Source organism: Pseudomonas sp. ICMP 561 (genome assembly GCF_002699985.1).
Classification (GTDB): domain Bacteria; phylum Pseudomonadota; class Gammaproteobacteria; order Pseudomonadales; family Pseudomonadaceae; genus Aquipseudomonas; species Aquipseudomonas quasicaspiana.
Window position 1 is genome coordinate 76,309 of the sequence record NZ_LKBT01000004.1, and the last position, 14,886, is coordinate 91,194.

A 14,886-nucleotide genomic window follows, 5' to 3' on the forward strand; every position below is an offset into this window, starting at 1 on the left:
CGCCAATGTTCAAATCTCGTTTTATTGCCCTAACGGCCTTCAGCGCTCTGGTTTTTAGCGCCACTGAGGCTGCACTGGCCGATGACGCCATTGAGGCACCGGGACGCGACTCCATTGTGCTGATGACCGAAAATCTGCCGCCTTACAACATGGCAATCGACGGCAAAAACTTCGCTCAGGAAAGCAACATTGAAGGCATCGCTGCGCAAGTGGTGCGCGAGACGTTCAAGCGTGCAGGGATCAGCTACAGCATGACGTTACGGTTCCCCTGGGAGCGTATCTACAAGCTGGCCCTGGAAAAGCCAGGCTACGCGGTGTTTTCTACAGCGCGTTTGCCTGAGCGGGAAAAGCTGTTCAAGTGGGTCGGACCAGTGGGTTCCTACGACTGGATCCTGCTCGCCCGTGCCGATAGCCCTATCAAACTGACCAGCCTGGAGCAGGCCAAGGGTTACCGAATTGGTGCTTATAAAGGTGACGCCATTGGTGAGCGACTGCTGGCCCAAGGGCTGAACCCGATCCTGTTGCTGCGCGATCAGGACAATGCCAAAAAACTGGTCAACGGGCAGATAGACCTGTGGGCGGCAGGCGATCCGACCGGACCTTATCTGGCCAGAATAGAAGGCGTCACCGGCCTCAAGACCGTGCTGCGGTTCAATCACGCTGATCTGTATTTGGCGCTCAACAAGGCGACGCCCGACGAAGTGGTGAACAAATTGCAGGCGTCGCTGGACCAGCTAAGAGCGGAAGGGGTTGTGGACAAGATTTTGTCCCAGTACCGGTAACACGCATTTTTAATGTGGGAGCGCGGTCAATTGTAGGAGCCGAGCTTGCTCGCGAAGAACGATGGCACGGTTTTAAGCCCCGCCGCCGCCAAGTCGCGATAAGGGGCTGCCTGACAGATCGCTTCGCGAACAAGTTCGCTCCTACCGTTTTAACGATCCCGGTTTTTACCGGTAAATCCCGTTTTTGCCATGCGCAGCCGTCGCCTGATTACCCCGCACGCTGATCATCTGGCGCAAGTCGATCCACTCGATGCCCTGCGCTTTGAGGCGCGGCAGTTCGCGCTCCAGCACGTCGAGCGTCACCGGGTAAGGATGACCGATCATCACCGCCGAGCCCTGTTTGCGGGCCAGCTCAATAGCTATTTTCAGTTGCCGGGTAATGGCCTCAGGCGTGCGCTCATCATCGAGAAAGACATCCCGGGACACGCTGGCCAATCCTATTTTTTGCGCCTCGGCCGCCGCCACGGTTTTCGCGCTGGTGCGGCTGTCGACGAATAACAGGTGACGGCGCTGCAGCTCGGCCATCAACCATCCCATGGCGACCGGTTCGGCGGTCATGCGGCTGCCCATGTGGTTATTGATCCCGGCGGCATAGGGGACTTTGAGCAGCGCAGCGTTCAGCCTGCTTTCCAGTTCGGCGAGGGGAAGTTCGGGATGCCACGCATAGGGACCGGTTGCCGGGTCCATGGGCATGTGCAGAATGACGATCTTGCCAGCACGATGCCCCTGACGGGCGAACTCGGTGGCATGAGGGGTATCCGGCATGATCGCCAGCGTCACGGGACCGGGGAGGGCAAGCACGCGTTGATCCCGGGCCGGATTCTGGCCCAGGTCATCAATGATCAGTGTCAGGAAAGCAGGCTGAGGTTTGCTGGCCTGCGTCGCTGGCGCTGCGTGAGCAACGCCAGTAATTACGCAAAATGCGGCCAGCAGCCAACGAGACAGGAGCACACGCATCGTTTAGTTGCCGCGCGTGATACTCAGGCCCTTGAGCAGGCTCAGCGCCTGGCTGAGCTGGAAGTCATCGTCCTGCGGGCGAGCCTTGGCGGCAGCGCCTTTGACCGTTGGTTTGTCCGCGCCGCCATTGCCGTTGCCCAAGTGACCGAACAGGTCGGCTTCCTTGTACGCTTCACCGTCAGCTTCGTTGGTGACCTTGGCGCGACGCACCACGATATCCGGATTGATGCCCTGCGCCTGAATCGAGCGACCGTTAGGCGTGTAATACAGCGCCGTAGTGATCTTCAAGGCGCGGTCATTATTCAGTGGCAGCACGGTTTGCACCGAACCTTTACCGAAGCTGTCAGTGCCCATCAGGATGCCGCGTTTCTGGTCCTGCAAGGCACCAGCGACGATTTCCGACGCTGAAGCACTGCCGCCGTTGATCAGCACCACCAGCGGTACGCCTTCACTGGCATCGGCCGGATCAGCCGAGAAGCGCAGTTCGGAATTGGCAATACGGCCCTTGGTGTAAACGATCAGGCCCTTGGTCAGGAAGTGGTCAGCCACTTCAACGGCCGACTGCAGCACGCCGCCAGGGTTGTTACGCAGGTCAAGAATCAACCCGCTCATTTTCTTGCCATTGTCTTTGCGGAATTTGGCCAGCGCTTTGCCGACTTCGTCACCGGTCTTGACCTGGAACTGGGTTATGCGGATGTAGCCGTAACCGTTCTCCAGCATCTGCGCCTTGACGCTCTTGACCTGAATCGTCGCACGGGCAAGCGTCACGTCGAACGGGTTACCGCCATCGCGAACCAGTGTCAGGGTGATCTTCTCGCCAATCTTGCCGCGCATTTTGTCGACCGCTTCCTGCATGGTCTGACCTTGCGTCGGTGCACCGTTGATCTTGACGATCAGGTCACCGGCCTCGATGCCCGCCTTGGACGCCGGGGTATCGTCGATAGGGGAGACGACTTTCACGAAGCCATCTTCGACGCCGACCTCGATGCCCAGTCCGCCGAACTCGCCGCTGGTGCTTTCCTGCAGTTCCTGGAAGTCTTCCGGACCGAGGTAGGCCGAATGCGGGTCGAGATTGCTGAGCATGCCCTTGATGGCATTCTCCAGCAGCGTCTTGTCGTCCACCGGTTCGACATAAGCGGCTTTGACCCGGTCCATGACCTCGGCAAAGGTGCGCAGCTCATCGAGCGGCAAAGGCGCTTTGGCGGTGTTCGCAGCAGCCGGTGCAGTGGCTGGCGCAGCTTTGACTTCTGCAGCCTGAGCCAGTGGAGCGCCGATAACGACGGCAATAGCCAGGGCCAGCGAGGTGAGGCGGGACAGATACGGCATGTCTAACGAACTCCTGAAGGTGGAACCGACTTATCCTTGAGTGCGGCACCATTGGGCCGGATCACTAGGGCGACCCTGCTGACGAATAGCGAAATACAACGCCGGTGTGTCCTGTCCACCACTGTTGCCAACAGTAGAGATGGCTTCACCGGCTTTAACAATGTCCCCGGCGGCTTTGAGCAATGTCTGATTGTGGCCATACAGACTCAAATAACCGTTGCCATGGTCGAGAATGACCAGAAGCCCGGCGCCGCGCAACCAGTCTGCGAAGACCACCCGACCGCCGTGCACAGCATGAACCTGACTACCCGCCGAAGCGCTGATCATTACGCCGTCCCAGGTGGAACGAGCGTCATCACCGCGGGCTTCACCGAAGCGTGCCAGTAATCGACCATCAACGGGCCAGGGAAGTTTGCCTTTGACTGCAGAGAAAGCTCCGCCGTATGAAGCGCCAGCACTGGAAACCATGGCGCCTGGGGCTTTGGCCGGACGTTTTGGTGCATCATCGCTGTCGGTTCGGCTGCTGCTTTTGCTACTGCTGTTGGCTTGTGCCTGGGCTTCGCGCTGACGTTTTTCTTCAGCCTCACGCTCAGCGACCAACGCTCTCTGTCTGGCTTCTTCAGCCTCTTTGGCCTGACGTGCCAGGGTTTCCTCAATGGTTTTCAGAACCTTGCCCAGTTCAGCTTGTTCCTGCTGCCGTGCCTGAAGCTTCTGATCCCGCGACTTGTAGTCCTGATTTAGCTTTGCCAATGCCGTCTGGCGTTCCTGACGAACCTTGTCGAGTTCTTCGTGCTGGGTTTCCAGCGAACTCTTCTGCACCAGCAGTTGTGCCTGTTGCAGGTCGATATCTTTTTCGACGCCTGCGAGCTGGCGCAGTGTTTCATTAAAAGTGCGCAGCTGAGTCAGGCGCGCCTGGCTCATGTAATCGTAGTAGGTCAGCGTCCGGGCGAATTTTTCCGGATGTTGTTGGTTGAGCAGCAGCTTCAAGTATTCCTGACGACCACTTTGATACGCCGCCCGGGCCTGAATGGCGATCAGCCGTTGTTGCTCAACGCGTGCGCTCTGGAGTTTGCTTTTTTCCTGGTTCAGCCGATTGAGCTCGGCTTCGGTCTTTTTTAGTTCCTTTTGCAGGACCTCGACCTGCTTTTCCAGCTTACCCATTTCGGTTTCAGTGCCACGCAGGTCCTTCTGGACACCGGCTTTCTCTTTCTGCAAGTCGCCCAGCGCTTTTTGCAGCTCGGTGACATCCTGACGCGCAGCGTCAATCTGTTTCTGGGTGAGCGCCCGCTGATCGTCGGCAAACGCCGGATTGAGCAGGCAGATCAAAGCAAGGGTGATCAAGGCGCGAAGCATGAGGGTGGGCGATACCGAGGAATTGTGAAAAAAAGTGTCAGGCTTAGTATGCCCGCCACACGATGCAAAAAAAACGCCTCGTATGAGGCCTGACCGATAAAAAACCGGCATGTGGCTAAGCGACATGCCGGTGTGGAGCGTTTTTACGCGTCAACAAGGATCGAATGGCCGGTCATTTCTTCCGGTTTTTCCAGGCCCATGAGTTTCAGCATGGTTGGCGCGACATCGGCCAGTACTCCGCCTTCGCGCACTTTCAGATTGCGCTTGCCTATATAAACGAAAGGCACGGGTTCGGACGTGTGCGCGGTGTGCGCCTGGCCGGTGTGGTCATCGGTCATTTGCTCGACGTTGCCGTGGTCAGCCGTCAGCAAGGCTTCGCCGCCGACTTTTTCCAGCGCCTCGGTGATGCGCCCGACGCAGACGTCCAGGCATTCAACGGCCTTGATTGCTGCTTCCATGATGCCGCTGTGGCCCACCATGTCGCCGTTGGCGTAGTTGACGATAATCACGTCATAACGCTGGTGCTCGATGGCATCGACGATTTTGTCGGTGACTTCCGGCGCGCTCATTTCAGGCTGCAGATCGTAGGTCGCGACTTTCGGCGACGGGATCAGGATGCGCTCTTCGCCCGGGAACTCTTCCTCGCGGCCGCCCGAGAAGAAGAAGGTCACATGCGCGTATTTTTCGGTTTCCGCGATGCGCAGTTGGGTCTTGCCGTTGGCGGCCAGGTATTCACCCAACACGTTTTTCAGGCTGCCTGCTGCAAACGCGGACGGCGCAGGGATGCTGGCTGCGTATTGGGTCAACATCACATAGTTGACCTTCGGCTGGCGGGCGCGCTCGAAGTCCTTGAAATCGTCTTCGACGAATACACGGGTGATTTCCCGGGCACGGTCGGCACGGAAGTTCATGAACACCACGGCGTCGCCGTCTTCCACTGTGACCTTGTCACCAATGCTGGTGGCTTTGACGAACTCATCGTTTTCGCCGCGCTCATAGGCCGCTTCGAGGCCTGCCACGCTGCTGGCGGCGTTGAATTCCGATGCACCATCAACAATCAGGTTGTAGGCCGCTGATACCCGGTCCCAACGATTATCGCGGTCCATGGCGAAGTAACGACCAATGATGCTGGCGATCCGGCCTTTGCCCAGGCGGGCAAAAGTGGAGTCCAGCAGTTCGAGGGATTTCTGCGCGCTGCGCGGTGGCGTATCGCGACCGTCGAGGAAGGCGTGCAGGTAGATTTTTTCTGCGCCGCGCTGGGCGGCCAGTTCTGCCATGGCCACCAGATGATCCTGATGGCTGTGAACGCCACCGTCCGACAGCAGGCCGAGAATGTGTACGGCCTTGCCTGCACCAACGGCTTTATCCACTGCGCTACAGATAGTCGGGTTCTGGAAGAACTCGCCATCGCGAATGGCTTTGGTGACTCGAGTGAAATCCTGATAAACCACGCGCCCGGCACCCAGGTTCATGTGGCCGACTTCGGAGTTGCCCATCTGACCGTCCGGTAGACCGACATCCATGCCCGAACCCGAGATCAGGCCGTTAGGCATCGACTTGTACAGGCGGTCCATGACCGGCATTTTGGCTGCCAGAATGGCGTTGCCCTCATGGCTCTCGCTGTGTCCGAAGCCGTCCAGAATGATCAGGACCAAAGGTTTTGGCGTGGTAGTCATAGATCCCACTCGTGGCTGAAAAAGTAAGTTGAAGAACAGATCGGCATTTTAGGGGCTGTTGATCTGCAATTGCGAGCCGCGATACCGGAGTTATCGGTTCTGGCGCGATGTCGTATGGGCTTGATCGACCTCATTGTCTGACGGGCTTTGGCCGACCTTGGCTGCTGTGTATACTGGCCGACATTTTAACGCCCTGGAACCTACTGATGCTTCAGCACCTGCTTGCTTTTGCTACCAACCACTATTTGATCACTGGCGCTTTCATCATTTTGCTGGGGATGCTGATCGCCTACGAATTGAGCAAGGGCGGCCGCAGCCTGAGCACAGGTGAACTGACCGCGCTGGTCAACAAGGATCAGGCCGTGATCATCGATATCCGCTCCCCCAAGGATTTCGCCACAGGCCACATCGTAGGTGCCCTGAACTTCCCGAACGATAAGGTCCTGACCCGCACCAGCGAGCTGGAAAAGCACAAGGCCAAGACTCTTATCATCGTCGACGCAATGGGCCAGCAGGCTGGCTCCGTCGCACGCGAGCTGCTCAAATCCGGCTTTACGGCAGCCAAGCTGTCCGGCGGCGTATCCACCTGGCGCGCAGATAATCTGCCTTTGGTGAAGTGAAATGGCTGAAGTCATCGTCTATTCCAGCGATTATTGCCCTTACTGCACTCGCGCCAAGCAATTGTTGCAGAACAAGCATGTGGCTTTCGAAGAGATCAGAGTCGATGGCAAGCCGCAAGTTCGCGCCGAAATGGTGAAAAAATCCGGCCGTACCTCTGTTCCGCAGATATGGATCGGTACGACCCATGTAGGTGGATGCGACGATCTTTTCGCCCTGGAGCGCGCCGGCAAGCTTGATGAGCTGCTCTGAGCCTGATTCCAACCCTCTTTCCAGAACTTAAACGTTAAAAGGACCCGAGATGACTGATCAACCGACAAACGGCACCGCTACCAACGAAGAAGATGCTCCGCAATTCTCGCTGCAGCGTATCTACGTTCGCGACCTGTCGTTCGAAGCGCCAAAAAGCCCTGCAATCTTCCGTCAGGAATGGACGCCTACCGTCAGCCTCGACCTGAACACTCGTCAGAAGCCGCTGGAAGGTGATTTCTACGAAGTGGTGCTGACTTTGTCGGTAACCGTCAACAACGGTGACGAAGTGGCTTTCATCGTTGAAGTCCAGCAAGCCGGTATCTTCCTGATCAAAGGCCTTGATCAAGGTTCGATGAGCCATACGCTGGGTGCTTTCTGCCCGAACATTCTGTTCCCGTATGCTCGCGAAACAATCGACAGCCTGGTCGTCCGTGGTTCGTTCCCGGCGCTTATGCTGTCCCCGGTGAACTTCGATGCCCTGTACGCGCAAGAGCTGCAACGCATGCAAGCTGCTGGCGAAACACCTACTGTTCAGTAAGTGTTTTAGCTGGACCCAAAAAAGCGCCTTTTGAGGCGCTTTTTTGTGGGTTATGAAGGCGTTGGAATATGACCTGTGGGAGCGAATTCATTCGCGAAAGCGGTGAGTCAGGCTCCGATGATGGTGACTGACACACCCGCCTTCGCGAATGAATTCGCTCCCACAGGGAAAGACCACGTCTACTTGAATCCCAACTGCCGCCAGCCTTCATACACTGCCACGGCAACGGTGTTGGACAGATTCAGGCTCCGACAACCCTCACGCATCGGCAAGCGCAGTCGCTGATCGGAGGGCAGGGCATCCAGAACTTCAGCAGGCAGGCCACGGCTTTCCGGGCCGAACAGGAAAGCGTCACCTTCCTGAAAGCTGGCGTCGTGGAAGGGGCGAGAGCCTTTTGTGGTAAAAGCAAACAGCCGCGGATGACCGATGCTTTCCAGGCAACTGGCGAGGTCGGGATGGGTCTGCAAAGTGGCGAACTCGTGATAATCGAGCCCGGCGCGGCGCAGGCGTTTGTCATCCAGTTCGAAGCCCAAGGGCTCGATCAAATGCAGGGTGCTGCCGGTATTGGCGCACAGCCTGATGACATTGCCGGTATTCGGCGGAATTTCTGGTTGAAAAAGGATGACGTGAAACATGCACGGCTCCGAGCTGAAGAATGGGGAGCATTCTACCCCTGAAGAGGACCCGCGGCCGAAGCTATGGCCAAAGGTTCTGGGTTCGCTGGCAATTGTCGGGCTTTTGGTCGGCTTGATGATCGGGCGTCTTACCGAGCCGACTCCGCTGGAACTGCTGCAGATAGAGGAACAGCCGACCGGGCTTGCCTTGTGGTTCAACCGTGAACCTGAGGTTGTGCCTGAGCACCAGGACGGAACGTTCGCCATGCGCTTTGCGGCCAAAGGTCAGCCGTGGAGAGGGCAACTGAAGGTCAACGGAAAGGATGTGCGCTGGAAGCTGGAGCGGGACAAGAAGGATTTGCTGCTGACTCTGCTGGCGGCCCGTCCTCTGCACGGCGACTTGCGCGGTGCGGAGCTGGACGGGCGCTGGAGACTGGAGGTCAGTCTCCGAGAGGAATAAAAGAGGGGAATCCCCGGCCTGCCTGTACCAAGGTCCCCAAAACTGGTGATACGTAACCTATTGCAGGCGTCGTGCCAGTTTTGAAATTTCTGCTTTCAAAAATATTTGCCTGTCCTGTTTCGTGCCCCCCAAGCCCGTGTTTTCGGGCTTATCGAGTGTTTCATTCACTTATCAAATGTGTGTTCAGCGTCCAATCAGGCTGCCGTGTCGGGATGGGCCTGAGTTTTGCCGAGCTCGAAAACCGCTTCGTTATGGTGCAAGCCTGGCGTTGGATGCACGGTTTTAACGTTTCCCAATTACGCCGCACGACAACAATTTCCCGATTTTGTTCGCCGCGCTCGCTGTCAGGTGCCCTCCCGCAGCCCCAAAATCGGCCGACAGATGGTCCTGAAACGGCCGTTTCAAACTTTTCTCAGAACAAATTTTACGGGGCTGCGTCCGGGTGATGACAACTGTAACAATCGGTGATGTAACCTCTGCGCCTCAATGAATGCGGGGTTTTGAGTGTTTGTTGAGCTGTTTTGGGTGGGCTGATTCCAAGGAGCAGGCCGGTCGCTTTTTGCTTTCCGTTCGACCAGTAAGAATGATCTGACGAACGGCAGTGAAATATTATTTAGGAATTAGTGAAACAGCTCGATACACTCAATGACGGATGGATCCGACATGGTATGTGACATATAACCGACAGGTCTTAAAAGCTCAGTAATAATTCTTTTTCGATTTGTTAAATGTTCACTACCCTGCGACCACCGTGACCGGTGGGTCATTGGTCTTGAGGCGCTGATTAACCATTGGCTTCGGTCGGGTTTAGCGCTAACCGTAAATTTTTGGGTCAGAGCGTCCCAGGGCCTCGGCACCAGAAATTATAAAAAATTAAGATTCACGAGGAGCGATTCATGAAGAAGTCCACTCTGGCCATGGCTGTAGCCTTCGGCGTTATGGCTCAGCAGGCCGGTGCAGCAGGTTTTATTGAAGACAGCAAAGCGTCCGTTAGTTCGCGTACTCTGTATTTCAACAGCGACCCACGTGAAGGCACTGGCAACCGTACCGAAGAAACAGCAACTGGTTTGAAATTCGACTACCTGTCCGGTTTCACCCAGGGCACTGTTGGCTTTGGTCTGGACTTGCAGGCATTGGTTGGTATTCACCTTGACGGTGGTCGCGGTCATCACGGCGTTAACGGTGCTATCACTCCTAGTGAAGACTTTGCAACCAAAGACGGTAACGCTACTGCTAAATCCGTTGACGAGTGGACTCGTATTGGCGGTAACGCCAAGGCTCGCTTCTCGAAAACCGAACTTCGTCTGGGTAACGCGTTGGCACCGAACCTGCCAATTCTCGTTTCGAACGATGGTCGTTTGCTGCCATCTGCCTTTCAAGGCGGCATCGTAACTTCTAAAGAGCTGGAAGGTGTTACCTTCACCGCTGGCCAACTGGACAAGACCATTGGCCGTGCGTCGAGCAACTGGACAGGGTTGTCCGTTAACGGCGCAACTGAAGAAAGCGATCACTTCCGTTTCGCGGGCGCTGATTGGAAAGTCACTAAAGACCTGACTTTGCAGTACTACTTCGCCAACCTGGAAGACTTCTACAAACAGCACTTCCTGGGTCTGGTGCACGTGTTGCCACTGGGTGAAGATCAGTCCTTCAAGACAGACCTCCGCTACTTCAACAGCAGTGCTGACGGCAAGAACGACGACGCTACCGCTGGTTATCGCTTCAACAACAACAGCGGTTACGCCAAAAATGCTGGCCAGGTTGACAACAGCACTTGGTCCGCAATGTTCACCTACGCCTTGGGTGGTCACGCGTTGATGGTCGGTCACCAGCAAGTCGGTGATGACGGCGGTATGGTCTTCCTGAACCAGGGTAGCCTTACCAATGACCGCGGTCGCAACGAAGGTAACGGTGGTTCGAGCTTCTACCTCTTCACTGACTCCATGGTCGATGGCTTTAACCGTGCTGGTACCAACACTACCTTCGGTCAGTACTCCTACGACTTCGCACGTGTAGGCGTTCCGGGCCTGAAAGCCGCAATCGCTTACCTGCATGGCGATGACATTCGTGGCAACACCAATGCTACCCGCAACAACGACTACTCTCAGTGGGAACGCGATATGCGCGTTGACTACGTGATCCAGAGCGGTCCATTGAAAGGCTTCGGTACTACGCTGCGTCATGGTTCGTACCGTGCCGATGCTGGTCTGAACGGCGCAACCGATACCGATCAAACTCGTTTGATCTTCAACTACACCTACGCTTTCAAATAAGCCTGGTCAGTTGAAAAGGAACCCCGCTTCGGCGGGGTTCTTTTTGCCTGAAATTTGATATCTCCAAACGCTATATTCAAAGCGTTATCTATTCTTTTTAATTTCTAACGAAGGGGCGCAAAGTGGCTTCAATGAATTAGCAAACATCACAACAAGGAGCCACATCCATGAGCTTGCGACTTGGCGATATCGCCCCTGATTTTGAACAGGATTCCAGCGAAGGTCGTATCCGGTTTCACGAATGGCTGGGTAACAGCTGGGGCGTGTTGTTTTCCCACCCCGCTGACTTCACACCGGTCTGCACCACCGAATTGGGCTTCACCGCCAAGCTCAAGGACGAGTTTGCCAAACGCGGCGTGAAGGCTATTGCGCTCTCGGTTGACCCGGTCGACTCCCACATCAAGTGGATCGACGACATCAACGAAACCCAGAACACTACCGTCAACTTCCCGATCCTCGCGGACGCAGATCGCAAGGTGTCCGAGCTGTACGACCTGATCCACCCGAACGCCAGTGAAACCCTGACCGTACGCTCTCTGTTCGTGATCGATCCGAACAAAAAGGTCCGGCTGACCATCACTTATCCGGCCAGCACCGGGCGTAACTTCAACGAGATTCTGCGGGTCATCGACTCCTTGCAACTCACCGACAACCACAAAGTCGCCACGCCCGCTAACTGGGTCGACGGTGATGACGTGGTGATCGTGCCTTCGCTCAAGGATGAAGACGAGATCAAGCAGCGCTTTCCAAAAGGCTATAGAGCCGTCAAACCGTACCTGCGTCTGACGCCACAGCCTAATCGCTGAATCACCCTTCCACGACAGATGGGGTTGCTCTTGATAGCGCATACGGGCCGATTCGTCGGCCCTTTTTTATGGCGCAATAAAACCGTTCCCGTAGGACCGGCTTTAGCCGGGAGGAGGTTGGTATGAGCTCGATATTTCCTGAGCCTTGAATAATGTCCTCCCGGCTGAAGCCGGTCCTACGGAATCTGAAGAGACTGTAATATTTTCATATGCATTTAAAGAATAACCAAATGAAAAAATAAGATTTATGGATATAAAAAATCACTGATATGGTCAGTGCAATTCAACAAAACCCTCACACCTTACTCGTCCGCCAACGGGCCAGCAGGTGCCACTGAATTAGCAAAGGAGCGCGCCATGCGCACAGCTATTTTGCGTCAAGGTTTGGTCGCTCTGTTTGCCGCAGCGGTCGCCTTCGGCGCTGTCACCCAGGCTCAGGCCGAGACCTTGCGTATCGGTTATCAGAAATACGGCACGCTGGTGCTGCTCAAGGCCAAAGGCACGCTGGAGAAGCGTCTGGCCGAGCAAGGCGTGCAAGTGCAATGGACCGAGTTTCCCGGTGGCCCTCAGCTGCTTGAAGGTCTGAACGTCGGCTCCATTGATTTTGGTGTGACGGGCGAAACGCCGCCGGTATTTGCCCAGGCCGCGGGCGCTGATCTGGTGTATGTCGCTTATGAGCCGCCCGCGCCGACCAGCGAAGCGATTCTGGTACCCAAGGACTCACCGATCACTTCTGTCAAAGAGCTCAAAGGCAAGAAAGTCGTCCTCAACAAAGGCTCCAACGTGCATTACCTGTTGGTCAAAGCCCTTGAAGATGCGGGCCTGAAATACACCGATATCCAGACTGTGTTCCTGCCGCCAGCCGATGCCCGCGCGGCATTCGAGCGTGGCAGCGTTGATGCCTGGGTTATCTGGGATCCCTACCAGTCAGCTGCCGAGCAGCAACTGCAAGCGAAAACCCTGCGTGACGGCACCGGGATTGTAGATAACCACCAGTTCTATCTGGCGACCAAGCCTTATGCTCAGAAAAACCCGAAAGTCGTTCAGGCGCTGATTGAAGAGGTTCGCGCGGTAGGGGAGTGGTCCAAAGCTCACCCCGAAGAGGTGACCAAACAGGTTGCTCCTCTGCTCGGTCTGCCTGCGGATATCACCCTGACGTCGGTCAAACGGCAAGGCTACGGGGCGCTGTTCCTGACGCCGCAAGTGGTCGCCTCGCAGCAAAAAATCGCTGATACGTTTTATCAGCTCAAGTTGATTCCAAAGCCGCTGAACATTGCGGATGTGGTCTGGACGCCGCCCGCCGCTGTCGCGAAAGCGCCGTAATCAGTCGGACCCTGAGGAGACAACTCCATGAGCACTAGTGCTTCGCAACGAACAATCCAGCGCCTCGCGCCTTGGGCTCTGCCGATTCTGCTGCTGGCTATCTGGCAGCTGTCGGTCAGCGCTGGCTGGCTGTCCACCCGCATTCTGCCTGCGCCGAGCGCGGTCATAGAGGCGGGCGTCAATCTGGTTTCCAGTGGTGAAATCTGGACCCATCTGGCAATCAGCGGCTGGCGCGCAGGCGTCGGCTTCGCCATCGGTGGCGGCATTGGCCTGGCACTGGGTTTTATCACCGGCCTGTCGAAATGGGGCGAACGCCTGCTGGACAGCTCGGTACAGATGATCCGTAACATCCCTCATCTGGCGCTGATCCCGCTGGTGATTCTGTGGTTCGGCATCGACGAAACCGCCAAGGTTTTTCTGGTCGCACTGGGCACCTTGTTCCCGATTTACCTGAATACTTATCACGGGATTCGCAACATTGATCCCGCGCTGGTCGAGATGTCCCGCAGCTATGGTTTGTCCGGCTTCGGTCTGTTCTGGCATGTGATTCTGCCAGGGGCGATGCCTTCGATTCTGGTCGGCGTGCGCTTCGCATTGGGCTTTATGTGGTTGACGCTGATCGTCGCTGAAACCATTTCTGCCAGCTCCGGTATTGGCTACTTGGCAATGAACGCCCGGGAATTCCTGCAAACCGACGTCGTGGTACTGGCCATCGTGCTGTACGCAATATTGGGCAAGCTGGCCGACCTGGCTGCGCGTGGTCTGGAGCGCGTTTGCCTGCGCTGGCACCCGGCCTATCAAGTGACTAAAGGCGGTGCCGCATGAGCAGCTTGAAACAGCAACAGCCCGCGCATCTGCTGCGCGGCATCCCTCTGGCGGTTCAACAGCTGAAGAAAGCGTTCGGCAGCCGTGAAGTGTTGAAGAACATCGATCTGCACATTCCGGCCGGGCAGTTCGTTGCCGTGGTCGGCCGCAGCGGTTGTGGCAAAAGTACGCTGCTGCGTTTGCTGGCCGGGCTCGACAAGCCTACTGCCGGGCAACTGTTGGCGGGTTCTGGTGCATTGGCTGACGCCCGTGAAGACACGCGCCTCATGTTCCAGGAAGCGCGTCTATTGCCCTGGAAGAAGATCATCGACAACGTCGGCCTCGGTCTCAGCGGAGACTGGCGCGGTAAAGCACTGGAAGCTCTTGAGGCGGTGGGCCTGGCCGAACGAGCCGAGGAATGGCCAGCGGCATTGTCCGGCGGGCAGAAGCAACGTGTGGCTCTGGCTCGTGCGCTGATTCACCAACCACGCCTGCTATTGCTCGATGAGCCACTGGGGGCGCTGGATGCCCTGACCCGTATCGAAATGCAGCAACTGATTGAAAACCTCTGGCGCAAACATGGCTTCACCGTGCTGCTGGTAACCCATGACGTCAGCGAAGCCGTTGCGATTGCTGATCGCGTGATTCTTATCGAGGAAGGGCGTATCGGCCTGGACTTGCTGGTTGATCTGCCGCGCCCACGTGCCCGCGGCTCGCATCGTCTGGCCAACCTTGAAGCGCAAGTGCTCGAGCGAGTGCTGTCGTTGCCTGGCTCGCCTCCTGAACCTGATCCCGTTTCACCGCTGCCTACGCAACTGCGTTGGGCCAATTAACCGACCGTTAGCCATCAAACCCACACAGGAAGATCATCATGACTATTAAAGCCATCAACGTTCGTAACCAGTTCAAAGGCACCATCAAGGAAATCGTCGAAGGCGACGTACTGTCGGAAATCGACGTGCAGACTGCTTCGGGTATCGTGACTTCCGTCATCACCACCCGCTCTGTAAAAGAGCTGGAGCTGGTGGTAGGCAGTGAAGTTATCGCGTTCGTGAAATCCACCGAGGTTTCCATCGCCAAGCTGTGACCGATGCGCAAAAAACAACC

The 14,886-nt window shown here is 56.5% G+C and carries 16 protein-coding genes; 11 read left to right on the top strand and 5 right to left on the bottom strand.

The annotated features are described in order from the left end of the window. Positions 1–5 precede the first annotated feature (5 nt). A complete protein-coding gene (locus AO242_RS04915) occupies positions 6–782 on the top strand; it encodes a substrate-binding periplasmic protein (protein ID WP_099267900.1) in 777 nt (258 codons plus the stop codon). Positions 783–947: 165 nt separating this feature from the next. Here AO242_RS04915 and AO242_RS04920 read toward each other — a convergent pair whose 3' ends face one another. The 4 genes from AO242_RS04920 to gpmI all read right to left on the bottom strand — a co-directional run bounded on the left by AO242_RS04920 (position 948) and on the right by gpmI (position 6,094). Then, complete coding sequence (locus AO242_RS04920; protein WP_099267901.1) at positions 948–1,739, bottom strand: divergent polysaccharide deacetylase family protein; 792 nt, start codon at positions 1,737–1,739, stop codon at positions 948–950. A gap of 3 nt (positions 1,740–1,742) precedes the next feature. Beyond that, on the bottom strand, positions 1,743–3,065 hold the full coding sequence (locus AO242_RS04925) for a S41 family peptidase (protein ID WP_099267902.1): 1,323 nt from the start codon (positions 3,063–3,065) through the stop codon (positions 1,743–1,745). A 30-nt stretch (positions 3,066–3,095) separates the two neighbouring features. Next, complete coding sequence (locus AO242_RS04930; protein ID WP_099267903.1) at positions 3,096–4,418, bottom strand: murein hydrolase activator EnvC family protein; 1,323 nt, start codon at positions 4,416–4,418, stop codon at positions 3,096–3,098. A gap of 143 nt (positions 4,419–4,561) precedes the next feature. Then, entirely contained in the window at positions 4,562–6,094 is a 1,533-nt protein-coding gene (gene gpmI, locus AO242_RS04935; protein ID WP_027898927.1) for a 2,3-bisphosphoglycerate-independent phosphoglycerate mutase, read from the bottom strand. A 206-nt stretch (positions 6,095–6,300) separates the two neighbouring features. Here gpmI and AO242_RS04940 point away from each other — a divergent pair, with 206 nt between their 5' ends. Genes AO242_RS04940 through secB form a run of 3 tightly spaced genes read left to right on the top strand, consistent with a single transcriptional unit; the run spans position 6,301 to position 7,502 of the window. After that, positions 6,301–6,714, top strand: a complete 414-nt coding sequence (locus AO242_RS04940; protein ID WP_027898928.1) for a rhodanese-like domain-containing protein — start codon at positions 6,301–6,303, stop codon at positions 6,712–6,714. A 1-nt stretch (position 6,715) separates the two neighbouring features. Next, positions 6,716–6,964, top strand: coding sequence for a glutaredoxin 3 (gene grxC / locus AO242_RS04945; protein WP_027898929.1), 249 nt, complete (start codon positions 6,716–6,718; stop codon positions 6,962–6,964). 49 nt (positions 6,965–7,013) lie between these two features. Beyond that, positions 7,014–7,502, top strand: a complete 489-nt coding sequence (gene secB, locus AO242_RS04950) for a protein-export chaperone SecB (RefSeq protein WP_027898930.1) — start codon at positions 7,014–7,016, stop codon at positions 7,500–7,502. 179 nt (positions 7,503–7,681) lie between these two features. On the opposite strand, the gene trmL is transcribed toward secB, so the two are convergent. Continuing rightward, the gene (gene trmL / locus AO242_RS04955) at positions 7,682–8,137 is read right to left on the bottom strand and encodes a tRNA (uridine(34)/cytosine(34)/5-carboxymethylaminomethyluridine(34)-2'-O)-methyltransferase TrmL (RefSeq protein WP_027898931.1); all 456 of its coding nucleotides are present in this window, start codon (positions 8,135–8,137) and stop codon (positions 7,682–7,684) included. Here trmL and AO242_RS04960 point away from each other — a divergent pair. The 7 genes from AO242_RS04960 (at position 8,136) to AO242_RS04990 (ending at position 14,866) form a co-directional block, all read left to right on the top strand. After that, positions 8,136–8,576: a hypothetical protein gene (locus tag AO242_RS04960; RefSeq protein ID WP_099267904.1), complete on the top strand. Its 441-nt coding sequence runs from the start codon at positions 8,136–8,138 to the stop codon at positions 8,574–8,576. The genes trmL and AO242_RS04960 overlap by 2 nt on opposite strands. Before the next feature lie 896 nt (positions 8,577–9,472). Further along, positions 9,473–10,846, top strand: a complete 1,374-nt coding sequence (locus AO242_RS04965) for an OprD family outer membrane porin (protein WP_099267905.1) — start codon at positions 9,473–9,475, stop codon at positions 10,844–10,846. Between the two features lie 167 nt (positions 10,847–11,013). After that, positions 11,014–11,652: a peroxiredoxin gene (locus AO242_RS04970; RefSeq protein ID WP_027898934.1), complete on the top strand. Its 639-nt coding sequence runs from the start codon at positions 11,014–11,016 to the stop codon at positions 11,650–11,652. A 357-nt stretch (positions 11,653–12,009) separates the two neighbouring features. After that, the gene (locus AO242_RS04975) at positions 12,010–12,975 is read left to right on the top strand and encodes a sulfonate ABC transporter substrate-binding protein (protein WP_027902268.1); all 966 of its coding nucleotides are present in this window, start codon (positions 12,010–12,012) and stop codon (positions 12,973–12,975) included. A 27-nt stretch (positions 12,976–13,002) separates the two neighbouring features. Continuing rightward, on the top strand, positions 13,003–13,800 hold the full coding sequence (ssuC, locus tag AO242_RS04980) for an aliphatic sulfonate ABC transporter permease SsuC (RefSeq protein ID WP_027902267.1): 798 nt from the start codon (positions 13,003–13,005) through the stop codon (positions 13,798–13,800). Beyond that, on the top strand, positions 13,797–14,612 hold the full coding sequence (gene ssuB / locus AO242_RS04985) for an aliphatic sulfonates ABC transporter ATP-binding protein (protein WP_027902266.1): 816 nt from the start codon (positions 13,797–13,799) through the stop codon (positions 14,610–14,612). Before ssuC ends, ssuB begins: the two co-directional genes overlap by 4 nt. Positions 14,613–14,650: 38 nt before the next feature. Next, a complete protein-coding gene (locus AO242_RS04990) occupies positions 14,651–14,866 on the top strand; it encodes a TOBE domain-containing protein (protein ID WP_020291765.1) in 216 nt (71 codons plus the stop codon). Positions 14,867–14,886 lie beyond the last annotated feature (20 nt).